The organism is Fusobacterium ulcerans ATCC 49185 (assembly GCF_900683735.1).
Taxonomy (GTDB): Bacteria; Fusobacteriota; Fusobacteriia; order Fusobacteriales; family Fusobacteriaceae; genus Fusobacterium_A; species Fusobacterium_A ulcerans_A.
On the sequence record NZ_LR215979.1, the window covers coordinates 393,088 to 418,558 of the forward strand.

20 protein-coding genes, 1 tRNA gene and 3 rRNA genes are annotated in these 25,471 nt (G+C 33.2%); 19 read left to right on the plus strand and 5 right to left on the minus strand.

Annotated features, from left to right (window positions below; translation table 11 throughout):
• Position 1: 1 nt before the first annotated feature.
• The 10 genes from E0E45_RS01760 to E0E45_RS01805 all read left to right on the plus strand — a co-directional run bounded on the left by E0E45_RS01760 (position 2) and on the right by E0E45_RS01805 (position 14,167).
• Complete coding sequence (locus tag E0E45_RS01760; RefSeq protein WP_005978087.1) at positions 2-787, plus strand: electron transfer flavoprotein subunit beta/FixA family protein; 786 nt, start codon at positions 2-4, stop codon at positions 785-787.
• A 31-nt stretch (positions 788-818) separates the two neighbouring features.
• Positions 819-1,829, plus strand: coding sequence for an electron transfer flavoprotein subunit alpha/FixB family protein (locus E0E45_RS01765; RefSeq protein WP_130889568.1), 1,011 nt, complete (start codon positions 819-821; stop codon positions 1,827-1,829).
• 286 nt (positions 1,830-2,115) lie between these two features.
• Complete coding sequence (gene glmS / locus E0E45_RS01770; protein WP_130889569.1) at positions 2,116-3,942, plus strand: glutamine--fructose-6-phosphate transaminase (isomerizing); 1,827 nt, start codon at positions 2,116-2,118, stop codon at positions 3,940-3,942.
• 26 nt (positions 3,943-3,968) lie between these two features.
• A complete protein-coding gene (locus tag E0E45_RS01775) occupies positions 3,969-5,750 on the plus strand; it encodes an aminopeptidase P family protein (RefSeq protein WP_130889570.1) in 1,782 nt (593 codons plus the stop codon).
• A gap of 718 nt (positions 5,751-6,468) precedes the next feature.
• Positions 6,469-7,976: ribosomal RNA gene (locus E0E45_RS01780) — 16S ribosomal RNA — on the plus strand.
• Positions 7,977-8,149: 173 nt separating this feature from the next.
• Positions 8,150-11,060 (plus strand): 23S ribosomal RNA (locus tag E0E45_RS01785).
• Positions 11,061-11,130: 70 nt separating this feature from the next.
• A 5S ribosomal RNA gene (gene rrf, locus E0E45_RS01790) occupies positions 11,131-11,247 on the plus strand.
• The 16S, 23S and 5S rRNA genes sit together here, the layout of an rRNA operon.
• Positions 11,248-11,429: 182 nt before the next feature.
• Complete coding sequence (locus tag E0E45_RS01795) at positions 11,430-12,167, plus strand: phosphatase (protein WP_130889571.1); 738 nt, start codon at positions 11,430-11,432, stop codon at positions 12,165-12,167.
• 87 nt (positions 12,168-12,254) lie between these two features.
• Complete coding sequence (locus E0E45_RS01800; RefSeq protein WP_130889572.1) at positions 12,255-13,193, plus strand: NAD(P)H-dependent flavin oxidoreductase; 939 nt, start codon at positions 12,255-12,257, stop codon at positions 13,191-13,193.
• Positions 13,194-13,213: 20 nt separating this feature from the next.
• Positions 13,214-14,167 carry a DUF561 domain-containing protein gene (locus E0E45_RS01805; RefSeq protein ID WP_130889573.1) on the plus strand — a complete coding sequence of 318 codons (954 nt, stop codon included), beginning with the start codon at positions 13,214-13,216 and terminating at the stop codon, positions 14,165-14,167.
• 54 nt (positions 14,168-14,221) lie between these two features.
• On the opposite strand, the gene E0E45_RS01810 is transcribed toward E0E45_RS01805, so the two are convergent.
• On the minus strand, positions 14,222-15,100 hold the full coding sequence (locus E0E45_RS01810; RefSeq protein WP_130889574.1) for a LysR family transcriptional regulator: 879 nt from the start codon (positions 15,098-15,100) through the stop codon (positions 14,222-14,224).
• A gap of 119 nt (positions 15,101-15,219) precedes the next feature.
• On the opposite strand from E0E45_RS01810, the gene E0E45_RS01815 reads away from it, so the two are divergent.
• On the plus strand, positions 15,220-15,801 hold the full coding sequence (locus E0E45_RS01815; protein ID WP_130889575.1) for a chromate transporter: 582 nt from the start codon (positions 15,220-15,222) through the stop codon (positions 15,799-15,801).
• Positions 15,789-16,352 carry a chromate transporter gene (locus tag E0E45_RS01820; RefSeq protein WP_130889576.1) on the plus strand — a complete coding sequence of 188 codons (564 nt, stop codon included), beginning with the start codon at positions 15,789-15,791 and terminating at the stop codon, positions 16,350-16,352. Before E0E45_RS01815 ends, E0E45_RS01820 begins: the two co-directional genes overlap by 13 nt.
• A 150-nt stretch (positions 16,353-16,502) precedes the next feature.
• Here the strand turns inward: E0E45_RS01820 and lgt are convergent, their stop codons facing one another.
• Positions 16,503-17,372 (minus strand): prolipoprotein diacylglyceryl transferase, encoded by an 870-nt coding sequence (gene lgt / locus E0E45_RS01825; protein WP_130889577.1) that lies wholly within the window; start codon positions 17,370-17,372, stop codon positions 16,503-16,505.
• A 205-nt stretch (positions 17,373-17,577) separates the two neighbouring features.
• On the opposite strand from lgt, the gene E0E45_RS01830 reads away from it, so the two are divergent.
• The 3 genes from E0E45_RS01830 (at position 17,578) to E0E45_RS01840 (ending at position 19,911) form a co-directional block, all read left to right on the plus strand.
• Positions 17,578-18,546 (plus strand): D-2-hydroxyacid dehydrogenase, encoded by a 969-nt coding sequence (locus E0E45_RS01830; protein ID WP_130889578.1) that lies wholly within the window; start codon positions 17,578-17,580, stop codon positions 18,544-18,546.
• Positions 18,547-18,608: 62 nt separating this feature from the next.
• The gene (locus E0E45_RS01835) at positions 18,609-19,820 is read left to right on the plus strand and encodes an FprA family A-type flavoprotein (RefSeq protein ID WP_130889579.1); all 1,212 of its coding nucleotides are present in this window, start codon (positions 18,609-18,611) and stop codon (positions 19,818-19,820) included.
• 14 nt (positions 19,821-19,834) lie between these two features.
• Positions 19,835-19,911, plus strand: a tRNA-Arg gene (locus E0E45_RS01840).
• A gap of 205 nt (positions 19,912-20,116) precedes the next feature.
• Here the strand turns inward: E0E45_RS01840 and E0E45_RS01845 are convergent.
• From E0E45_RS01845 to E0E45_RS01855, 3 genes are all read right to left on the minus strand, one after another.
• Positions 20,117-20,299, minus strand: a complete 183-nt coding sequence (locus E0E45_RS01845) for a YegP family protein (RefSeq protein WP_130889580.1) — start codon at positions 20,297-20,299, stop codon at positions 20,117-20,119.
• 157 nt (positions 20,300-20,456) lie between these two features.
• Positions 20,457-20,660 (minus strand): hypothetical protein, encoded by a 204-nt coding sequence (locus E0E45_RS01850; protein ID WP_130889581.1) that lies wholly within the window; start codon positions 20,658-20,660, stop codon positions 20,457-20,459.
• 369 nt (positions 20,661-21,029) lie between these two features.
• Positions 21,030-21,608, minus strand: coding sequence for a hypothetical protein (locus E0E45_RS01855; RefSeq protein ID WP_130889582.1), 579 nt, complete (start codon positions 21,606-21,608; stop codon positions 21,030-21,032).
• Between the two features lie 471 nt (positions 21,609-22,079).
• Here E0E45_RS01855 and E0E45_RS01860 point away from each other — a divergent pair, with 471 nt between their 5' ends.
• From E0E45_RS01860 to E0E45_RS01875, 4 genes are all read left to right on the plus strand, one after another.
• Positions 22,080-22,334: a hypothetical protein gene (locus tag E0E45_RS01860; protein ID WP_130889583.1), complete on the plus strand. Its 255-nt coding sequence runs from the start codon at positions 22,080-22,082 to the stop codon at positions 22,332-22,334.
• 175 nt (positions 22,335-22,509) lie between these two features.
• Complete coding sequence (locus E0E45_RS01865; RefSeq protein ID WP_130889584.1) at positions 22,510-22,986, plus strand: DUF1456 family protein; 477 nt, start codon at positions 22,510-22,512, stop codon at positions 22,984-22,986.
• A 49-nt stretch (positions 22,987-23,035) separates the two neighbouring features.
• Positions 23,036-23,233, plus strand: a complete 198-nt coding sequence (locus tag E0E45_RS01870) for a hypothetical protein (protein WP_130889585.1) — start codon at positions 23,036-23,038, stop codon at positions 23,231-23,233.
• A gap of 289 nt (positions 23,234-23,522) precedes the next feature.
• Positions 23,523-25,457: a [FeFe] hydrogenase, group A gene (locus tag E0E45_RS01875; protein ID WP_130889586.1), complete on the plus strand. Its 1,935-nt coding sequence runs from the start codon at positions 23,523-23,525 to the stop codon at positions 25,455-25,457.
• Positions 25,458-25,471 lie beyond the last annotated feature (14 nt).

Here is a 25,471-nt window from a genome sequence, read left to right on the forward strand (position 1 = left end):
GATGAAAATAGTAGTTTGTATAAAACAAGTTCCAGACACAACTGAGATCAAATTAGATCCAGTAAAAGGGACACTAATCAGAGATGGAGTTCCTAGTATCATGAACCCAGATGATAAAGGTGGATTGGAAGAAGCTTTAAAACTTAAAGATAAATATGGAGCTCATGTAACAGTTATCACAATGGGACCTCCTCAAGCAGAAGCTATCCTAAGAGAAGCATATGCAATGGGTGTAGATAGAGCTATCCTTTTAACAGATAGAAAATTTGGAGGAGCAGATACTCTAGCTACTTCTAATACTATTGCAGCTGCTTTAAGAAATATAGAAGCTGACCTAATAATCGCAGGAAGACAAGCTATTGATGGAGATACTGCACAAGTAGGACCACAAATAGCTGAACACCTAGGATTACCTCAAGTATCTTATGTAAAAGATATGCAATATAATACAGAAGACAATTCATTAACAATTAAAAGAGTTGTGGAAGATGGATATTACTTAGTAAATGTTCAATTACCTGCTCTAGTTACTGTATTATCAGAAGCTAACCAACCTAGATATATGAGAGTTGGAGGAATTGTTGAAGCTTTTGATAAACCAGTTGAAACTTGGACTTTTGATAATATAACAATAGATCCAGCAATCATTGGATTAAATGGATCACCTACTAAAGTTAAAAAATCATTTACTAAAGGAGCTAAACAAGCTGGTAAAGTATTTGAATTAGAAGCAAAAGAAGCAGTAAACTTAATTGTTGAAAAATTAAAAGAAAAATTTGTTATTTAACAAATGAACCTTAGGAAAAGGAGATAGGATAATGAATTTAAGTGATTATAAAGGAATATTAGTATTTGCAGAACAAAGAGATGGGGTAATTCAAACTGTTGGTTTAGAATTAATTGGAAAAGCTAAAGAATTAGCTGGAGTATTAAATGTACCAGTAACAGCTGCTTTAATAGGGTATAATGTTGCAGGATTAGCAAAAACTCTAGTTGAATATGGAGCTGACAAAGTTGTTGTAGTTGATCAAGCTAGATTAGAAGTTTATGATACTGAAGCTTATACTCAAGTATTTAAAGCTATAATTGATGCTAAAAAACCTGAAATCGTTCTATTTGGAGCTACTACTTTAGGAAGAGATTTAGCACCTAGAGTATCTTCAAGAATGGCTACAGGACTTACAGCTGACTGTACAAAACTTGAAATTTCTGAAGAAACTAAAGGATTGGAAATGACAAGACCTGCATTTGGAGGAAACTTAATGGCAACTATTGTTTGTCCTGATCATAGACCTCAAATGTCTACAGTTAGACCAGGAGTAATGCAAAAAGCTCCAAGAGTAGAAGGAAGAGAAGGAGAAATAGAGAACTTCTCTGTATCTTTAGATACTTCTAAAATGAAAGTTAAAGTTGTTCAAATAGTTAAAGAAACTGCTAATAAAGTAGATATTTCTGAAGCTAAAATACTTGTATCTGGAGGAAGAGGAATCGGTTCAGCTGAGAACTTTGCTGCATTAGAATCTGTAGCTAAAGAAATTGGTGCAACTGTATCTGCTTCAAGAGCAGCTGTTGATGCTGGATATATCGAGCATGACAGACAAGTTGGACAAACTGGTAAAACAGTTAGACCTGACATTTACTTCGCATGTGGAATTTCTGGAGCAATCCAACACGTTGCAGGAATGGAAGAGTCTGAATATATAGTAGCTATAAACAAAGATAAAGATGCACCTATATTCAATGTTGCAGACTTAGGAATTGTTGGAGATGCTAACAAAATAGCTCCATTACTGGCTGAAGAGTTGAAAAAAGCTAAAGATGCTAAGTAATAACAGATAAAAAAATAAAATTTGAGAGTATTTATAGGGGACTGGTCAATAAAAGAGTTGACCAGCCCCTTTATTTATAATATAATAATCTGACAAGGGGACTAATGTAAGACAAGCGCCAGAACTTTTTATAAAAGTTGACGAGGACTGAGATAATCGAAATTTCGGCGGGTTTCTCAGAGGTGGTTACAACCGTTACTAACAAAGCTATAGGGCAACTTATGGAACAAAGAGGTAACTGTAACAAGTCTCCTATGGACATTTTAAATTAAATAGGAGGTTGCATATGTGTGGAATTATCGGATATGTAGGAAATGATGAAAAGGCAGTAGAAGTAATACTTGATGGATTGAGCAAACTTGAATACAGAGGGTACGACTCTGCTGGGCTTGCAATCATTGAAAAAGGACATCTTTTTGTAGAGAAGAAAAGTGGAAAGCTGGATAATCTCAAGGAATCACTTAAAGGTGCAGGACATTATTCAAATGTGGGAATAGGACATACTAGATGGGCTACTCATGGAGTACCAACAGATGTCAATTCGCACCCTCACTGCAGTTGTGATAAAAAAGTAGCAGTAGTTCATAACGGAATAATAGAAAATTATGCTGTATTAAAAGATGAACTTATAGAGAAAGGATACGTTTTTTCTTCTGATACTGACAGTGAAGTAGCAGCACAACTTTTTTCTTATCTTTATACAGGAGATTTGTTAGAAACAATAATGAAAGTAAGGGATAAAATAAGAGGAAGTTATGCTTTAGGTATAATACATGAAGAGCAGCCTGATAAAATCATTTGTACTAGAAAAGAGAGTCCTTTAATTATAGGTTTAGGAAAGGATAAAAATTTTATTGCATCAGATGTTCCAGCTATTTTAAAATATACAAGAGATGTTATTTTCTTAGAAAATGATGAAATAGCTGTTATAGAAGAAGGTAAGGTAACTGTTTTTGATAAAGCTGGAAAACCTATAACAAAAGAAGTTACTAAGATAGAATGGGATATGGAACAAGCAAGTAAAAATGGATATCCCCATTTTATGCTGAAAGAAATTGAGGAACAGCCTGCTGTTGTAGAAAGAACTCTGGAAGTCTATATAAAACCAGATGGAAAAGTAGACTTTGGAAAAGCATTTGAAAAAATTGATTTTGAAAAAATTAAAGAAATTGATATAATTGCATGTGGAACAGCTTATCATGCTGGATTGCAGGCAGCATATTTCTTTAAAAAAATGGCAAAAATAAAAACAAACGTGGATATTGCATCTGAATTTAGATATAGTGATCCTTTTTTAAATGAAGAGAATCTTGTTATATTTATAAGTCAGTCTGGAGAAACTCTTGATACTCTTATGGCATTGAAATTGGCTAGGAGCAAGGGAGCAAAAACTCTGGCAATAACAAATGTAGTTGGATCAACTATTTCAAGAGAAGCAGATATAGTATTGTATACTGTTGCTGGACCTGAAATATCAGTAGCTTCAACAAAAGCCTATACAACACAAGTAGTGACATTTTATCTTCTTGCACTTTATGTAGCATTTAAATGTAAAAGAGTAACTTTAGAAGAATATGACAGTTACTTGGATAAAATTTATAGTTTAAGTGAAAAAATAGGAAAAATGTTCTTTAATAAAGAAAAGATAGAAAAAATAGCTCAAGAGATAAAAGATAAGAAAAATGGCTTCTATATTGGAAGAGGAATAGATGAAAAAATAACAAGAGAGGGATCTCTAAAAATGAAAGAGATAACTTATATTCATACTGAAGCTTTTCCAGCTGGAGAATTAAAGCATGGGCCAATAGCACTTATTGAAGAAGGAACTATGATTGTAGTGGTTTCAACTCAAAGAGATATGGTGGAAAAAGTAGCATCTAATATCAAAGAGCTGAAAGCAAGAGGAGCCTTTGTTATTTCTGTTACAAAGGCAGATTATAAAGAAATTTTAGATGTATCTGACAGAGTGATACTTATAGATGACATAGATAATATGGTAGCTCCATTATTATCTATGATCCCATTGCAACTGTTGTCATATTACACAGCAGTAGCAAAAGGTTTGGATGTTGATAAACCAAGAAATCTTGCAAAATCTGTTACTGTTGAATAAAAAAATATTAAACAGAGGTGAATTTTTTGAGCATTATAAGAGAAAGAATCATTAAACTGAGAGAATTGATGAAGAAAAGAGGAATAGATGTGTATGTTGTTCCTTCTTCAGATTACCATCAAAGTGAGTATGTAGGAGAATATTTTAAATCTAGGGAGTTTATATCAGGATTTACAGGATCAGCTGGAACAATAGTAGTAACAGAAAATGAAGCTGGGCTTTGGACTGATGGAAGATATTTTATACAGGCTGAGAAACAGCTTAAAGAAAGTACAATAACTCTTTTTAAAATGGGAGAAGAGAATGTTCCAACATACATTGAATACATAGGAAAAAATCTTAAAAACGGTCAATGTCTAGGATTTGATGGAAAAGTTTTATCAGGAAAAAATGTATTTGATATAAAAACTGGATTTGGAAAAAAAGAAATAAAAATAGAAGATAGATATGATTTGATAGGAGAGATGTGGAGTGACAGACCAGCTCTTCCAAAGTCAGATGTCTTTATACTAGCTGAAAAATATTGTGGTGAAAGTTTTGAAAGTAAGATTGAAAGAGTAAGAAAAAAAATGTCAAATTTGAATACTAATAAGCATATATTAACTTCTCTTGATGATATAGCATGGCTTTTTAATATGAGAGGGAGAGATGTGAAAAATAATCCTGTTTCTCTATCATATGCTATGATTTCTATTGAAGAAGCTGTATTGTATATAGATAAAAATAAAATAACAGAAGAGGTTGAAAAATATTTTATTGATAAAAATATCCAATTAAAAGATTATTTTTCTATATATGAAGATGTGAAAACTATAGCAAAAAATGATGTAGTTCTTTTAGATACAGCTAAAGTAAATTATCTTATTTATAATAGTATTCCAGCAGAAACTGAAATATTAGATAAACCAAATCCAAGTACTCTTATGAAAGCTTGTAAAAATGACATAGAATTAGAAAATCTTAAAAATGCTCATATAAAAGACGGAGTTGCAGTTACAAAATTTATGTATTGGCTTAAAAAAAATATTGGAGGTCAAGAAATAACAGAAATGAGTGCAGCTGAAAAACTAGAATCCTTTAGAAAAGAATGGGCTGATTATAAGGAACCAAGTTTTAATACAATTTCAGCATATGAAGCAAATGCTGCTATGATGCACTATAGTGCCAATAAAGATTCTAACAGTCAACTTGCACCAAGAAATCTTCTTTTAGTAGATTCGGGAGGACAATACATAGATGGAACTACAGATATAACTAGAACTTTTGTATTGGGAGAATGCAGTGGGGAAGTGAAAGAACATTTTACTTTGGTACTAAAAGGAATGCTGTCACTTTCAATGATTAAATTTATGTATGGAATTACAGGAACAAATTTAGATATATTGGCTAGAAGACCAGTATGGTCAAGAGGAATAGATTACAAATGTGGAACTGGGCATGGAGTTGGATTTCTTCTGAATGTACATGAGGGACCTCATAGTATAAGATGGCAGTATAATCCTCAAGTGCTGGAAGCAGGAATGACAGTAACAAATGAACCTGGAGTATATATTCAAGGTTCACATGGAATTAGACTCGAAAATGAATTGATAGTGAGAAATGCTGAAAAAACAGATTTTGGTCAATTTATGACTTTTGAAACAATGACTTATGCTCCATTGGATTTAGATGGGGTAGTTACTGAACTTTTGAATGAAGAGGAAAAAGAATTTTTGAATAATTATCATCAAATAGTATTTGAAAAAATTTCCCCATTCTTGAGTGAAGAAGAAAAAAAATGGTTGAAAGAATATACTAGAAAAATTTAAAAAATTGTTGAGGCTGTTAAAAATTAGTGATTTATTAACTGATTTTTGCAGCCTTTTATTTTTTCGACTTTAATCCTCATAAACTTTTCTGGGACGAGTTGTAAGTTTAGTAAATATTTTTTTATATCCCCTCGAAAGTTTCGAGCTGAACTACTCGAAAATCTCGAGTCGAACCACTCGACAATGTCGACTCTAATAAGACTATTAATTAATACTAATAATTAAACTACTACTAGTAAAATTATTTAAGTACTAATTTTTTTTAGAATTTTAAAAAAAGTAGTAGTAGATTTTTTATTTGATTTAATTTTATATTTTTAAATTTTTTCACTAATAGTATATTTTAGATTTCCAACACCAGATTTTTATAAAATAAATATTTTTTGATAATTTATAAAAAAATTCTAAATTATTTTTTGAAATAATCAGTGAAGGACAAAAAAATAATTAGATTTTAAAAAAAATTATTGCTGAAACTTACTGTTATTAGCAGGGTTTAAAGATAAAGAAAAAATATTTGAAAATAATTGAAAAAAAGTTGTTGACTGAAAATAGTATTTGTGATATTATAATCAATGTGCCGCAGGAAAGCGGAACAAAAGAAGAAATAAATTAAATAAAGAAAATAAGGACATTAACAACAGAATAGAGAAAGAAGAAAAAATCAACAAACAATAAATAGGTGTAAACAATCAGTTAAAAAACTGAGTAAATAGATTGAACGAAGAGTTTGATCCTGGCTCAGGATGAACGCTGACAGAATGCTTAACACATGCAAGTCTACTTGATCCTTCGGGTGAAGGTGGCGGACGGGTGAGTAACGCGTAAAGAACTTGCCTTACAGACTGGGACAACATTTGGAAACGAATGCTAATACCGGATATTATGATTGGGTCGCATGATCTGATTATGAAAGCTATATGCGCTGTGAGAGAGCTTTGCGTCCCATTAGTTAGTTGGTGAGGTAACGGCTCACCAAGACGATGATGGGTAGCCGGCCTGAGAGGGTGAACGGCCACAAGGGGACTGAGACACGGCCCTTACTCCTACGGGAGGCAGCAGTGGGGAATATTGGACAATGGACCAAAAGTCTGATCCAGCAATTCTGTGTGCACGAAGAAGTTTTTCGGAATGTAAAGTGCTTTCAGTTGGGAAGAAGTCAGTGACGGTACCAACAGAAGAAGCGACGGCTAAATACGTGCCAGCAGCCGCGGTAATACGTATGTCGCAAGCGTTATCCGGATTTATTGGGCGTAAAGCGCGTCTAGGCGGCTTAGTAAGTCTGATGTGAAAATGCGGGGCTCAACCCCGTATTGCGTTGGAAACTGCTAAACTAGAGTACTGGAGAGGTAGGCGGAACTACAAGTGTAGAGGTGAAATTCGTAGATATTTGTAGGAATGCCGATGGGGAAGCCAGCCTACTGGACAGATACTGACGCTAAAGCGCGAAAGCGTGGGTAGCAAACAGGATTAGATACCCTGGTAGTCCACGCCGTAAACGATGATTACTAGGTGTTGGGGGTCGAACCTCAGCGCCCAAGCTAACGCGATAAGTAATCCGCCTGGGGAGTACGTACGCAAGTATGAAACTCAAAGGAATTGACGGGGACCCGCACAAGCGGTGGAGCATGTGGTTTAATTCGACGCAACGCGAGGAACCTTACCAGCGTTTGACATCCCAAGAAGTTAACAGAGATGTTTTCGTGCCTCTTCGGAGGAACTTGGTGACAGGTGGTGCATGGCTGTCGTCAGCTCGTGTCGTGAGATGTTGGGTTAAGTCCCGCAACGAGCGCAACCCCTTTCGTATGTTACCATCATTAAGTTGGGGACTCATGCGAGACTGCCTGCGATGAGCAGGAGGAAGGTGGGGATGACGTCAAGTCATCATGCCCCTTATACGCTGGGCTACACACGTGCTACAATGGGTAGTACAGAGAGCTGCAAACCTGCGAGGGTAAGCTAATCTCATAAAACTATTCTTAGTTCGGATTGTACTCTGCAACTCGAGTACATGAAGTTGGAATCGCTAGTAATCGCAAATCAGCTATGTTGCGGTGAATACGTTCTCGGGTCTTGTACACACCGCCCGTCACACCACGAGAGTTGGTTGCACCTGAAGTAACAGGCCTAACCGTAAGGAGGGATGTTCCGAGGGTGTGATTAGCGATTGGGGTGAAGTCGTAACAAGGTATCCGTACGGGAACGTGCGGATGGATCACCTCCTTTCTAAGGAGATCATTTCTCTTTCTCTATTCTATTGATAATGTTCTTGCAGCGTATTAAGCGCTGGATAACTTATCAAATGGACATTGGAAACTATATAGTAGATAAAATACAATTTTAACTCTTGTTTATATAAACAGAGTTAGCTGTCAATCAAATTAAACAAAAACAAAATAGGTTAAAATAATTAAGGGCACACAGGGAATGCCTAGGTAGTAAGAGCCGATGAAGGACGTGGTAAGCTGCGATAAGCTTGGGTTAGCTGCAAACGAGCGCCAACCCCAAGATTTCCGAATGGAGCAATCTGCTAAGATGGAGTCTTAGCACGAAAGAGGGTACCGAGTGAACTGAAACATCTAAGTAACTCGAGGAAAAGAAAGTAAAAACGATTCCCCAAGTAGCGGCGAGCGAACGGGGATGAGCCTAAACCATATAAGTGTCAAGGATACAGCCGTTGCTTATATGGGGTTGTGGGAAGAACGTTTGAAGAACTGTAAGATATTCAACATATCTAATGACCGAACTGGAACTAGTTGGAAAGCTAGATCGTAGAAGGTGATAATCCTGTACAGGTAAACTCATTAGAATGTATGTTCTCTCCCAAGTAACATGGAACACGAGGAATTCTGTGTGAATCTGCGAGGACCATATCTCGTAAGGCTAAATACTCTTACTAACCGATAGCGTATAGTACCGTGAGGGAAAGGTGAAAAGAACCCCGGGAGGGGAGTGAAATAGAACCTGAAACTGTGTGCTTACAAGCGGTCAGAGCTCTTCGGAGTGATGGCGTGCCTTTTGGAGAATGATCCTGCGAGTTACGTTCAGTGGCGAGGTTAAGTATAACGGAGCCGAAGGGAAACCGAGTCTGAATAGGGCGACATAGTCGCTGGGCGTAGACGCGAAACCTGGTGATCTAAGCCTGTCCAGGGTGAAGCTGTGGTAAGACACAGTGGAGGCCCGAACTCACCGCCGTTGAAAAGTTGGGAGATGAGGTAGGTTTAGGGGTGAAAAGCCAATCGAACTAGGAGATAGCTCGTTCTCTCCGAAATGCATTTAGGTGCAGCCTTGAGTGTTTAATTATGGGGGTAGAGCACTGAATGAACTAGGGGGCATATTGCTTACTGAATTCAATCAAACTCCGAATACCATAATTCAAAGCTCAGGAGTGAGACTATGGGAATTAACTTCCATTGTCAAAAGGGAAACAACCCAGACCACCAGCTAAGGTCCCTAATTATAACTAAGTGGGAAAGGAGGTGGAGATTCACAAACAACCAGGAGGTTGGCTTAGAAGCAGCCATACCTTTAAAGAGTGCGTAATAGCTCACTGGTCGAGAGTCTCTGCGCCGACAATGTAACGGGGCTAAGTTATAAACCGAAGCTGTGGAATTGCGCAAGCAATTGGTAGGAGAGCGTTCTGTAGGCCGTTGAAGGAGAAGCGTAAGCAACTCTGGAGGTATCAGAAGTGAGAATGCAGGAATAAGTAGCGAGAAAGGGGGCGAGAATCCCCCTCGCCGGAAGACCAAGGTTTTCAGGGTAAAGCTTGTCTTCCCTGAGTAAGCCGGGACCTAAGCCGAGGCTAAAATGCGTAGGCGAATGGAAAACAGATTAATATTTCTGTGCCAGTTATATTTTGTGATGGAGGGACGCAGAAGGGTATGTGCGCGGGAGAACGGAAGTTCCCGTAAAAGCATGTAGAGTGGTCTAGTAGGAAAATCCGCTAGATTAGACTTGAGGTGTGATATATAGTCGTAAGATGAATGCACAAATCCCACGCTGCCGAGAAAAGCTTCTAACGTTAAGGTATAACTGCCCGTACCCGAAACCGACACAGGTGGTCAGGATGAGAAATCTAAGGCGGACAGGCTAACTCTCGTTAAGGAACTCTGCAAAATTGCCCCGTAACTTTGGGAGAAGGGGTGCCCCTGGATGTTAGTAATTACGCATTATGAAGCATTTGGGGGTCGCAGTGAAGAGGCTCAAGCAACTGTTTAACAAAAACACAGGTCTATGCTAAGCTGTAAGGCGATGTATATGGGCTGACACCTGCCCAGTGCCGGAAGGTTAAGAGGAGGAGTGAGAGCTCCGAATTGAAGCCCCGGTGAACGGCGGCCGTAACTATAACGGTCCTAAGGTAGCGAAATTCCTTGTCGGGTAAGTTCCGACCTGCACGAATGGTGTAATGATTTGAGCGCTGTCTTGACGGGAGGCCTGGTGAAATTGTACTACCGGTGAAGATACCGGTTACCTACAGTAGGACGGAAAGACCCCATGGAGCTTTACTGTAGCTTGGTATTGGGTTTTGGCATTGCATGTATAGGATAGTTGGGAAACTATGAAGATATGGCGCTAGCTGTATTGGAGTTGTCGGTGGAATACCAACCATTCAATGTCGAAATTCTAATCTGTGGTTTGCAGCCACGGAAACAGTGCTAGGTGGGCAGTTTGACTGGGGCGGTCGCCTCCGAAAGAGTAACGGAGGCGTTCAAAGGTTCTCTCAGGTTGGATGGAAATCAACCGCAGAGTGCAATGGCATAAGAGAGCTTAACTGCGAGACTGACGGGTCGAGCAGGTGCGAAAGCAGGACATAGTGATCCGGCGATTCCGAATGGAAGGGTCGTCGCTCAACGGATAAAAGCTACCCTGGGGATAACAGGCTGATTTTGCCCGAGAGTCCATATCGACGGCAAAGTTTGGCACCTCGATGTCGGCTCATCGCATCCTGGGGCTGGAGAAGGTCCCAAGGGTTGGGCTGTTCGCCCATTAAAGCGGTACGTGAGCTGGGTTCAGAACGTCGTGAGACAGTTCGGTCCCTATCCACTGTAGGCGTTAGAATATTGAGAAGATCTGTCCTTAGTACGAGAGGACCGGGATGGACAAACCTCTGATGTACCAGTTGTCACGCCAGTGGCACAGCTGGGTAGTCACGTTTGGAACGGATAACCGCTGAAAGCATCTAAGCGGGAAACCAGCTTCAAGATAAGTATTCTTTAAGACTCCTTCGAGACTAGAAGGTTGATAGGTTGGGGGTGTAAGAGCTGCGAGGCTTTTAGCTGACCAATACTAATAAGTCAAAGTTTTAACCTAAAGATTGAAAGCGCGAAAGCGTATGCTACTATATAGTTTCAAGTGTCTATTAGAAAAAATAAAGACACAGCTTGGTAAGAATAGCTGCGGGGGTACACCTGGTCCCATTCCGAACCCAGAAGTTAAGCCCGTAAACGCTGAAAGTACTTGGAGGGAAGCCTCCTGGGAGGATAGGAACTTGCCAAGCTTTTTTTTATTTTTTGAAGATAAATTTTTAAAATATTTTTTTGTTATTACCTTGTATTCATATTTTTATAAGTTCAATTTAAAAAAAGTAATTTTTTATTAAAAATTTATAAATATAACTGCTGTAATTATTTTGAACTCTAGTGAAGTTATGATATAATATAGCGAAAGGAAGTGATAGGAATGTCATATCTTATAGATTTACATATACACACAAATGCAAATCCACATGCTTACAGCACATTAGAAGAAGATATAAATTCTGCTTTAAAAAAAGGAATGAAAGTAATTGCCATAACTAATCATGGTCCAGCACTGCAGGATTCTCCTCACTGGTGGAGTCTAGCTAATATGAAAGTTATTCCAAATGAAGTAGAAGGAATGAGAATACTAAAGGGTGTAGAAACTAACCTGATAGATGATTGTGGAAATTTTGATATAAATCAAAGAGTGTATGATGTAATGGATATAATTCTTTGTGGCCTTCACCCAGTAGAAGCTTATGGTGAAACAGGAAATAAAGAAAAAAATACTAGAGCAGTACTTAATATCATGAGAAAACAAAAAATAGACATCATGGTTCATTTAGGAAATCCACAATTTCCTCTTGACTATGAAGCTGTTGTAAAAGAAGCTAAAGAATTGAATATAGCTATTGAACTTAATAATTCATCTTTGGTAACTTCAAGATTAGGATCTGAGCCTAATTGCCAAAAAATACTGGAACTATGCAAACAATATAAATGTATGATTTCATTAGGTACAGATTCACATATTTCTTATGATATAGGAAACTTTGAGCAGGCTGAAAGATTATTAAATAACACTAACTTTCCAGAAAACTACATAATAAACTCATCAATTGAAAGCCTTGAGAACTTCCTTAGATTAAGGAAAAACCTAAGGACAAAAGAGATTTAAAAAAACACCTGTTATATAATACTTTACTAATAATATTACATATGTTATAATTGAAAATAATTATTTATATATTAGGAGGTAAAGTTAATGTTAGCAATAGGTGATTTAAAAATAGACATCCCAATTATCCAAGGTGGAATGGCAATCAGAGCATCAATGGCAAAACTAGCTGCTGCTGTTGCAAATGAAGGTGGAATAGGAGTAATAGCTGGAACAGCATTATCAATAGATGAACTAAAAAAAGAGATCAAAAGAGCAAAAGATATGATTGTAAATAAAGGTGGAGCATTAGGTGTAAACATCATGTATGCTACTACTGACTTTATGGATCTTGTACATGCTTCTATTGAGGCAGGAATTGATGTCATCATATTTGGTGCTGGATTCTCAAGAGATATATTTGAAGTGGCTAAAGGAACTGGGGTAAAAATAATACCAGTTGTATCATCTCTTAAATTAGCTAAAATTTCTCAAAAATTAGGAGCAGATGCTATTGTTGTTGAAGGTGGAAATGCTGGAGGACACTTAGGAACTGAAAAAGATTCATGGGATATAGTTGGAGAAATTGCTGAAAATGTATCTATACCTGTTTTTGGTGCGGGAGGAGTAATAACTCCTGAAGATGCAGAAAGAATGCTTGCATTAGGTGCTGATGGAGTTCAAATGGGAAGTAGATTTATAGCTGCTGAAGAATGTGAAGTAGATGATTTCTTCAAGCAAATGTATATAAATTGTAAAGAGGGAGATGTAGTTGAAATGATGAGTTCTGCTGGTTTGCCAGCTAATGCTATTATTTCTCCTTATGTAAAAAAAGTTTTAAATGAAACTACAGAACCACCAAAGCATTGTGATAGATGTTTAAAGAAATGTACATATAAATTTTGTGTAAATGAAAGACTAGTAAAAGCACATGATGGTAATTATGAGGAAGGAATATTTTTTGCTGGAAGAGATGCATGGAAGATAAATGAAATTCTTTCAGTTAAAGAAATTTTTGATAGATTTAAAAAAGTATTCAAGGAATAATTTATATTTTAGGAGGATTTATGAGTAATAACAAGATCTGTAAACTACTTGGAATAAAATATCCAATCATACAAGGAGCAATGGCATGGATCGCTAATGGAAATCTTGCTGGGCATGTTTCTAAAGAGGGAGGTCTAGGAATTATTGCTGGTGGTGGAATGCCTTGTGATATTTTGAGACAGGAAATCAGAAAAGCTAAAGCTATAACTTCTAATCCATTTGGAGTAAATTTAATGCTTATGATGGCAGATGTAGAAGAACAAATCAACATCTGTATAGAAGAAAAAGTCCAAGTAGTGACAACAGGAGCAGGAAATCCAGGGCCCTATATGGAAAAATTAAAAGCAGCAGGAATAAAAGTTTTACCAGTAGTAGCTTCAGTAGCATTAGCTAAAAGAATGGAAAGAATTGGAGCAGATGCTGTAATAGCTGAAGGTATGGAAGGTGGAGGACATATAGGAAGTATAACTACTATGGCTCTTGTACCTCAAGTGGTAGAAAAAGTTGATATCCCAGTAATTGCTGCTGGAGGGATAGCAGGAGGGAAACAATTTTTAGCAGCTCTTTCATTAGGAGCTTGTGGTATACAAGTAGGAACTAAATTTTTAGTAGCTGAAGAGTGTACAATACATGAAAATTATAAACAAGCTATATTGAAAGCTAAAGATAGATCAACTGTATCAACTGGAAACTATACTGGACACCCTGTAAGAGTTATTGAAAATAAATTTGCTAAATTAATATTAGAGAAAGAAAAAGAGGGAGTTCCTAAAGAAGAGATTGAACAAATGGGAACAGGTAGATTAAGACTTGCTGTTGTTGATGGAGATGTTGACAATGGAAGTGTAATGGCAGGACAAGTTGCTGCTATGGTAAATGAAAAAACTACTGTAAAAGAAATACTTGAAAGTATGATGAAAGGTTTGGAAGAAGCAAAAGCAGACCTAGACAAAAGAATGTCAATCTGGAAATAATAACACAATTAAAAATAAAACAGACTTAATAAAAAATTTAAGTCTGTTTTTTTGTTATGGAATAGTTTGTTTTGCAGATTCAATAAAGGCAGACATTGTATTTGAAATATGTTTATCCTTATGATGAACAATGTAATTATTATTATTTAATTTTATATTTTCAATAAAAAGTTTTTTTAATTCTTTTTTTTCAAGCTCATTTGCAACAAGAATATCTGGGAGAACAGTTATTCCAAGATTATTTTTTACACCTTGTATCAAAGCTTGTGAATTAGTACTTGTCCATGAAGGAGCAACAAAGATATCTTTTCCAGCCAAAACATTATCAAGACAATCTCGAATAGCACTTCCCTTCTCTCTTAATAAAAGATCTTCTTTGATAAGCTCTTCTATTGATATAGATTTCCTTTTGGAAAAAGGATGATGTGAAGAACAGATGACACTTAATTCATATGAAGAAAAAATAGTTTTAATAAGGTTTTCATTATGTACTCCTCCTTCAATTAAGGCTATATCAATAGTATTATTCAAAAGCATTTTTTCTATTGCTGCTGCACTGTCAATTTGTATTTTTAATGGAGTTTCAGGATAAACTTTTTTAAATTTTTTTATGATAGAAGGAAGCCAAAAATTACCTATTGTTATGCATGAACCAATACATATAGGAACATCTTTTTCAGAACTATAAAAATTATTTTCTAAGTCATTATACAATTCAAGAATTCTCAAGGTTTTATTCAGAAATATTTTTCCCATTTCAGTCAGGTATATTTTTTTTGATATACGATCAAAAAGGATATGTCCTGTTTCTTCTTCTAGATCATTTATTACATGAGATACAGCAGGCTGAGTCATATAGAGTTTTTCAGCAGCTCTGGTAAAATTCATCTCATCACAAACAGCTTTAAAAATGTGCAGATGCCTTATATTCATAATTTTCCTCCATTTTAATCATTATTAAAAAATCATGTTATTTATAAAATAATAACATTTTATTTATTATAAATCAATTGATATAATATGTAGAACAGAAAAATAAAAGGAGTTGAAGTATGAAAAATAATAAAGCAGAAATCTGCTTATGGCTTTTTGGAATAAATTTTTTTATAAGTGCATTCACTTTTGGTGGTGGGTATGTAGTAATACCAATGATAAAAAAATATTTTGTAGATAAAAAGAAATTTTTTGATAATGAACAGTTAATGGATATGGCTGCAATAGCCCAATCTTCACCAGGAGCAATAGCAGTAAATCTTTCAGTTTTATCTGGATATAGAACAGCTGGAATGATTGGGGCAGTTATAAGCTGTATAGCAGCAGTATTTCCACCATTAATCATATTGGGAGTAATTTCAATATATTATATGATGTTTAGAGATAATCAAGTGATTTCTGCAGTACTAAAAGGAATGGAAGCAGGAGTAGGAGCACTGATAGTAGATATTGTTTTAGATATGAGCAGAGCTGTCTTTAAAGAAAAACAAAAATTTATGTCATTTATTATACCAGTAACATTTATAGCCAGCTTCATATTTCATATAAATGTTATATTTATAATTCTATGTTGTTCTACAGCTTGTTTTATTGATGGATGGATAAAAAAGAAAAAAGGAGAGAAAATATGTGGACTTTAATTTTAATTCTGCTGATAAGTTTTTTACAGATAGGACTATTTAGTATAGGGGGAGGATATGCTACAATTCCATTGATACAGGAACAGGTGGTAAATATCCATAAATGGCTGACTTTTCAAGAGTTTACAGATATAATAACTATTTCTCAAATGACACCAGGACCTTTGGCTGTAAATACATCTACATTTGTAGGAATAAGAGTAGCAGGAATACCAGGAGCAGTAACAGCAACATTTGGTTGTGTTATATCTGGTTTTATAATCTCTATACTATTATATAATTTTTTTAATAAATATAGAAAAGCTGATACTGTTTTAAATATTCTTAAAGGATTGAGAGCGGTATCTGTAGGACTGATAGCCTCATCTGCCAGTACAATATTGCTGATAGCTTTTGGAGGTATATCAAAATTAGAAGAAGCAGGAAGAGTTAATATAAATACAATGGCAATAATAATATTTGTTGTTTCCATATTTTTGTTGAGAAAATTTAAGCTCAATCCAATGTTAATAATGGTATTAAGTGGAACAGCTGGTTTCTTTCTATATTAATTATATGTAATAAAAAAGTGGATAACTTATAAAGAGAAAGATGATATCAATAATTATAACAGCTGAAATTATTAACTGTTTAATTAATGAGAAAGTAATCTAACCTTTTAGTTATCCACTTTTACTATAATTTTTATATATCTTAAAAAATTATTTTACTGTTTTCTTTTCTCCAATCTTTATCATAATTACAGAAAAGACAATAAGAATAAGGCTTACAAGATGAGGTGCTCTTATATTTGCAATCATAAGATCTTCAGCTCTAAAGAAACTTACAAAGATTCTGATTACGCTGTATATTATAATGTAATACCACCACATATATCCAGGAGCTTTATTTTCTCTTTTTCTAAGAACAAACCAGATAAAAAGGAATCCAATAAAATTAAGTACAAGCTCATATAACATAGCTGGATGAAGTGCCATGTTAGGAAATTCGCTTCCTGCAGGAGAAGAGGTAGGGAATACTATTCCCCATGGAACAAGAGTCTTAAAATCCATTTTATCAATTGCTGGAAGAGAAGTATAATAAGCATACCACTCATAAAATTTTGGCTTTATACTGAAGATGACACTCCAAGGTGTAAATGTAGGAACTCCATGTATTTCTCCATTCATAAAATTACCAAAACGACCAAGTGCCTGTCCCAGCAGAAGAGGGGCAGCAGCATAATCTCCCAAAGTTAAAGGATTTAATTTTTTGATTTTAGCATAAATAAAAGTACCAATTATTCCACCAATTATTCCACCATGTATAGCCATTCCACCATGCCAAGTAGCAAGTATTTCAGATGGGTGATAAAGGTAGTAATTCATGTTGAACATTACATAATATAATCTTCCACCTAGTAAACCTGATATCATAGCTGCAAATGCATAATTTTCGATTATATTTGTTTTAAAATTTCTTTCTCTTGCCATATATTTAGCAATTTCTATCCCTAGAAAAAAAGATAGTGCATACATTAAACCATAGAAACGGATTTCGAATCCACCTATAGTAAATAAAACTGGATGCATATAAGTACCTCCTAAATGTGAACTTTCTTCAAGAAATTATATCACAATTTTTCCATTTTTGGAAAAATATATATCTTTTTTATAAAAATTTAATAAAAAAGTTGAAATATTTTGATAAGTCGAATATTATATATATAGGGTTATTTTTTAGATTTATGGAAAGTTATAAGTTAAAGGTATATAGAATGGCTTTCAGGAGGAACAAATGAAAAGAAAAATATTGGTTACTATTCCATTAAAAGAGGAACATAAAAGAAAAATAGAGGATATTGCCTCAGACGCTGAGGTTATATATACAACACCTGATAAAGCAGAAAGATCTATAGTACAAGAGGCAGAAATAATTTTAGGAAATGTATCAGTTGAGGCTGTAAAAGGAAGTAAAAATCTAAAATGGTTGCAGCTTAATAGTGCAGGAGCTAATCAATATACAGAAGAAGGAGTCCTTTTAGAAGGAACTATATTAACTAACGCTACAGGGGCATATGGACTTGCCATTGCAGAGCATATGCTTGGAATGGTATTGAATCTGCAGAAAAAACTGCATCTTTATAGTGTAAATCAAAGGGAACATTTATGGAAAGATGAGGGAACTGTAACTTCCATATATGGCTCAAAAACATTAGTAGTAGGTTTAGGGGATATAGGAGGAGAGTTTGCAATGAGAATGCATGCTCTTGGAAGTAAAGTATATGGAGTGAGAAGAAATAAAAGTGAGATACCTGAATATCTTCAGGGCATATATCAACTTGACATACTTGATGATATACTTCATGAGTTTGATATTGTAGCCTTATCTCTGCCAGAAACCAAAGAAACTAAAAACTTATTTAACAAACAGAAATTTAGAAAAATGAAAAAAGGAGCGATTCTTTTAAATGTAGGAAGAGGAAGTACTGTTCATACTGCTGATTTATGTGAAGCATTAAATAGTGGTATATTGGGAGGAGCAGGATTAGATGTAGTAGATACAGAACCACTTCCAGTGGAAAGTCCGTTATGGGACGCAAAAAATCTGATACTTACACCACATGTATCAGGGGGATATCATTTAAAGGAAACTCTTGAAAGAATAAGAAAGATTTCTATAGAGAATCTTGAGTCTTTTTACAAGAAAACCCCTATGAAGAACTTGGTAGATTTTAAAACAGGATATAGAAAATTTATAAAATAGGAATGTCTTCATATTAATTGTCAATTATTGATTAAATAAATTTATTAGGAGGAAAAGAAAAAATGTATTGTTGTACTAAAGTTACAGATGATGTGTCGTGGATAGGTGTTAATGACAGAAAAACTGAAAGATTTGAAAATTATATGCCATTACCATATGGAGTAGCATATAACTCTTATCTTATTAATGATGAGAAAACTTGTGTTATAGATGCAGTAGAATTTGGAAGTTCTGCTCTTTATATTGAGAAAGTAATATTAGGTCTTGATGGAAAAAATCTTGATTATATAGTTATCAATCATGTGGAACCAGATCATTCAAGTGGACTAAAAGATATACTAAGAGTTTTTCCAAATGTAAAAGTTGTAGGAAATGCTAAAACTCTAGGAATGCTTAGAGCATTTAATATTGAGTTTCCAGATGAAAACTTTGTTACTGTAAAAGAGGGAGATATTTTAGATTTAGGTAAACATAAACTTACTTTTGCTATGATACCAATGGTACACTGGCCAGAGTCAATGGTTACTTATGATACTACTGAGAAAATACTTTTCTCTAATGATGCTTTTGGAGGATTTGGAGCATTAGATGGTGGAATATTTGATGACGAAGTAAATTTTGATTTCTATATTGATGAAATGAGAAGATACTATGCAAATATAGTTGGAAAATATGGAGCACAAGTAACTAGTGCTATCAAAAAATTAAGTGGACTTGAAATTAAACTTATATGTCCTTCTCATGGATTGATCTGGAGAAAAGATATAGCTAAGGTGGTATCATTGTATAGTACTTGGGCTCAACTGCTTCCAGAAGAAGAAGGAGTAGTAATAGTTTATGGAAGCATGTATGGAAATACAGCTAAAATGGCTGAATTTATAGGAAGAGAGCTAAATGCTCAAGGAATAAAAGAAGTAAAAATATATGATGCTTCTAAAACAGATCATTCTTTCATAGTAGCTGAAATCTGGAAATATAAAGGACTGGTAATTGGTTCTTGTGCGCATAATAATTCTGTTTATCCAAAAATACAACCATTACTTCATAAATTAGAAAATTATGGATTAAAAAATAGATATCTAGGAATATTTGGAACTATGATGTGGAGTGGTGGAGGAGTAAGAGGAATAGAAGCTTTTGCTAATGGACTAAAAGGTATAGAAGTAGTAGCAGAACCTGTTGAAGCAAAAGGAACTCCAAAAGCTGAAGATATAACAAGATTAGAAAATATAGGAAGAGAATTGGCAGCTAAACTTATAGCTGAAAGAAATTAATAAATAGGTAAAAAGCTCCCATAGCTCAATCGGATAGAGCATCTGACTTCGGATCAGAGGGTTAGGGGTTCGATTCCTCTTGGGAGCGCCAAAAACAATTAGTTCTATATAATATTAACAACTATATATAGAAGAAAATTTAGATAAAAGTCTAATAATTTAATTGAATATTTCAAAAATTATAGGAATGTTATTAAATTATATAAAAAATTTTAAACCTCAGATATTTAATTAGCTGAGGTTTTTTTATAAAAATAAATCCTCCTCTATCCAAAGAGGAGGAAGTGGAATAAAATTTATTTGTTATCGGTTTCATCTTTGATTTCGGCTTTAGCAGCTTGCTCTTTAATAACTTCAATAGTATGGAGTGCAGCTTGCTTAGATTTATACATTTCACTTGAAAGAATAATTTCATGATTATTTCCATAACCATTAAAATAGAATTGTTCATTTTTAGCCTTCAAAACTTTAAAATACATAAAAATACCTCCTAAGTTATTTTATTTGTAAGAATCAAAAACTTTTAAATTCTTTGTATATAATATACAATCTAAATAAAGATTTTCTTTTATAAAAAAGTTAATTGGAGAATAAATAAAAAATAAGGAGATTAGCTCTCCTTATTATAAATAATATTTAAATGTCATTTTTTCGATGACAACACTGGCAACCAATAGCATTATAACCTTGATTTTTAGCAAAATTTATTGCAGAAGCTCCATCAGGGAACCAATCTAAAGATTTAGTTTGAGTTGCTTTAATTCTAGAATTACACTTTGTAGTGTGTACCACATTGTAACCATCATTATTTTTTTCTAAATCAATTACATAATAAGGCATAAAATCCCCTCCAGCTAATTTATAAACTAAGTATTGTTCTATAGAGAGTATAGCATATTTTTAATAGGAGTTAAAAAATAGTTATGGTTACTTTTTGTTCTTTATTTGATTTTAAATAACTTAAAATAAACATATTTTTTTAAACAAATAAATAAATATAGTTGTACTTAAATTTAAATATTTTTTTTAATAAAATTTGTAAAATTTTTGCTTCATATTTATACAAATAAAAAATAAATTTATTAAAAGTTAATCTAAAAACTTAATTTATTTCTAGGGTTTAAAAAATGTCTTTATAAATATAAAGAAAAAAATGAAAGTTTTTACAATAGGTATAAATAATATAAAGTACAGAACAATTTTTTGAGATTATTGAGGTCTAAATATAACTACCAGAGATTTCCCAGACACACTAAGACTTATTGAAAAGTTATCAATATTTTTTCTGGCAGGAGAGATTTTCTTTCCAGTCTGCTTAGTTAAAAATTCAAGAACTTCTTTTTGATTTTTATCAGAATTTAAAACATTGCTTAGAAGTGCAGCATACTTTCTAAAGTTTTTTATTAGAGTTTCATTAAATTCAATTCTAGTTGTACTTTTAAACTTTCCTTGTGGAGAATAAATTTTTATCAAAGCCAGCTTTCCATCTTTTTCTTCTGAAAAACCTTCAATCAGATATTTTTTAAGATAAGCAGTGCTTTTGTAATATTTCTTTTTCCCCAATGTAGCAGTTCTATTTAAAGTTTTCACTTCAATTTTTTCTTTTTTAGCAGTTTCTTCAAGTAAAGATATAAGTTCATTAAAAGTGATACTATAATTATCAGAGTTTTCTACTCTCGAAATATTATCCTTAGTTTTTGCTATACTGTTGGGTAAAAGGAATAATTTACATACAAAAATTCCAATTACTATAACAAGAATTCCAAGTGTTTTAGTGATTTGTTTCATAAAGTTCCCCCTCAGATATAATATAAAATTTATCAAAGTATATCATGTCTCTTTTCTTATATCAATATATTTTTATTATAAATTATTCAAAATGATAAAATTCAAATATTTTTTATTGTATTTTATAATTTTTGTAATAAAAAATATTTAGTTATATATTATAGTATGTAAAATTATCTTTTTTAATATAAAAAATAAAATAAAAATAATATAATAATAATCTTTTGGCAGATAATGTGTGAAATAGAAAAACTTAAAACAAGCTTTAAATAAGAATTAAATAAAGATTAGGAAGCAATAAAAAATATTTTAAATTATATATAAAGAAAAAAAGAGAATTATAGAATATTATTTTTCTGTATCCAACAATAAATGGAATAATATTAACTTGTAATATTTGATTTTTCTTGGTAAATATTGTATCATATATATGGGGAAATTCCTTAAATGATGTTATAAGGGAGTGATTTTGTGAAAAAAATAATAGGTATATTCTTTTTATTGATGGTTATGAGTGCTTGTGGTGCCAAAACTGATGAAAGAGGGTTTTATATTGAGGGGAAAAATATAGGAAAGCATAAAGTAACTAATACTTTGTATGATCCTGAAGGGTATGATAAAGATGGATTCAATCTGGAAGGATATGATTTCAATGGATATACTAGAGAAGATTATGAAAAAGAAGGGTTAGATAATGAAAATTATGATGGAGAAGAGGAAATATAAGAAGCAAAAAAATAACAATATACTTAAAGCTCAAACATATTATGGTTTGAGTTTTTTATATTATTTAAAACATCATTCTAAATTGACAAATATAAGTAAATAGAGTACAATTATTAGGAATAAATAAATTTGTATAAATATGTTTTATAGAATAAAAGAAATATTTGGAGGAAAAATGGTAAATAATGATATATTAAGAAGGGTAAGATATGCATTGAATTTAAAAGACTCTGCTATGTTGGAAATTTTTAAATCTGTAGATTGTGTAATTACTCATGAAGAGTTATTAAATCTATTAAAAAAAGAAGATGAAGAAGGGTTTGAAAAGTGTAATAATAAAGTTCTTGAAGCATTTTTAGATGGGCTTATTATTTTGAAAAGAGGAAAACAGGAACCAAAACCTGGAGAGGAAGTTCAAGTTGTTAAAATAAACAGAAATAATATAAATAACATCATCCTTAAAAAGTTAAAAATAGCTCTTTCATTTAGAAGTGATGATATGTTAAAAATCTTTAAACTAGCAGGATTAGAGTTATCATCATCTGAATTAAGTGCTCTTTTTAGAAAAGAAGATCATAAAAATTACAGAGAATGTGGAGATAAATATATCAGAAACTTTTTAAAAGGTCTGACTATTTATTATAGAGGTTAATTAATGAGGCTGACGGGATAAGTCAGCCTTTTTTCAAAGGGAGGATTTTATGAATATGGTCTATATAATTTTACTTGTAATAACTTTTGATGCTTTTTTATTTTTAAATAATCAAAAGAAATTTAAAGGATATGTTACTTTAAAGCATTATGCTGAAACATTAAAGATGCCTATATATCAAAAACTACTGATGGTAAAAATAATGATAGTAGTTTTTTTAACTACTTTTTTAAATTTTGTTTTATAAAGTAAATTCTAAAAAAATAATAGATTTTATTCATATGATAAATATTTTTTATTTGGATTAAAAATTGAACAAACATTTGCTTTTTATTTAATCAATGATATTGAATTATCTTTTTAAAATGAAGAAATTTTGTAAAATTAAAAAATAACTTGAAATTTATATTTTTTTTGATAGAATAGTAATGAGTGTATAAAAGTTAAACTATATTTTACAAAATAAAGTTCTATTTAATAGACTAATAAGTTAAATTTTGGAAACTAAATAAATTTAAAATATATCAGGAGGTCAAATGACAAGCAAAAATATTATTCTTCAAAGTTCATTTGGATCAGTATTTTCAACAGTAGAAGATATTGAAGAAAGAGAAGGTATTGAGAGTGGAAGCAGAATGGTAGTAGTTGCTGGAAGGGTAAATAATCCAGGCGTTATAGCAATACCAGAAAATGCAACTTTAAATGATGTGATTGGGTTGGCAGGTGGAATTAAAAATAAGAAAAGTTTTAAGGCAGCTCAATTTGGATTACCTTTTGGAGGATTCCTTACTAAAAAAAGTTTAGATAAGGTTATTGATTTTTCTCTATTTCCAGAAGGGATAGATAGAAACATCATTATTTTATCAGAAGAAGACTGTATTGTTTCATTTGCTAAATTCTATGTAGAATTTTTAATGAGTAAAATAGAACGTAGTGAATATATCCAATATACATCAGTACAAAATGAAATAGAAAGAATATGGAGAATATTAGACAGAATTTCTAAAGGAAAAGCAAATATGAGGGATATCTATCTTCTTAGATGTCTGTCTGAAACTATTAAAACAGAATTAAATCAAAGACATAATCTTGTATTAGAAAGTATAGAAGAATTTTATGATGAAATAGAAGAGCATATAGAAGAGCATAAATGTGCTGCAGGGCAATGCATACATCTTTTAAAATTTAGAATAACTGAAAAATGTATAGGATGTACAGCTTGTGCCAGGGTATGTCCAGTAAAATGTATTAGTGGAAAAATTAAAGAAAGACACATTTTAGATACAAGCAGATGTACTCATTGTGGTCAATGTGTTGCTGCCTGTCCAGTAGGAGCAATATTTGAGGGAGATCACACAATGAAACTGTTAAAAGATTTGGCAACACCTAACAGAATTGTTGTAGTTCAAATAGCTCCAGCAGTAAGAGTAGCTATTGGAGAAGCTTTTGGATTTGAAGCAGGAACAAATGTTGAGAAAAAATTGGTGGGAGCCTTAAAAAAATTAGGTGTAAACTATGTATTTGATACAACTTGGGCTGCTGATATTACAGTAATGGAAGAAGCAAGTGAATTCCAAGAAAGACTTGAAAGATACTATAAGGGAGATGATACAGTAAGACTTCCAATACTGACTTCTTGCTGTCCAGCATGGGTTAAATTTATTGAACAAAGTTATCCTGACATGCTAGATGTACCATCTTCTGTAAAATCTCCTATGCAGATATTCTCTACAATAGCAAAAGATATCTGGGCTAAAGAAAAAGGATATGTAAGAGAGAGGGTATCAGTAGTAGGAATAATGCCATGCCTTGCTAAAAAATATGAAGCTTCAAGGCCAGAATTCTCAAGAGGAGATAACTATGATACAGACTATGTTATTTCTACAAGAGAACTTATTAAAATATTTAAAGAATCTGGAATTGATCTTAAAAATGTAGAAGAAAAAGAATTTGATAATCCATTAGGAGAGTATTCAGGAGCAGGTATTATCTTCGGAAGAACTGGAGGGGTTATCGAAGCAGCAACAAGAAGTACTATTGAAATGATAACTGGAACACATCTTGATGAGATAGAATTTAAAGAATTAAGAGGATGGGAAGGTTTCAGAACAGCTGAACTTACTATTGGGCATATAGAACTTAGAATAGGTATTGCTCATGGACTGGAAGAAGCTGCAAAAATGCTTGATAAAATAAGAGCAGGAGAAGAATTCTTCCATGCTATTGAAATCATGGCATGTAAAGGGGGATGTATTGGTGGTGGAGGACAGCCAAAAGCTGTTAAAAAACAAGAAACACTGGAAAAAAGAGCAGAGGGGCTTAATGCTATTGACAGAGGAATGAAGATCAGAAGATCTCATGAAAATCCATATGTTAAAGCTATATATGATAAATATTTAGATTATCCATTAAGTCACAAGGCACATGAACTTTTACACACTAAGTATTTCCCGAAAATTAAAAATAGATAGTTAAATAATTTATA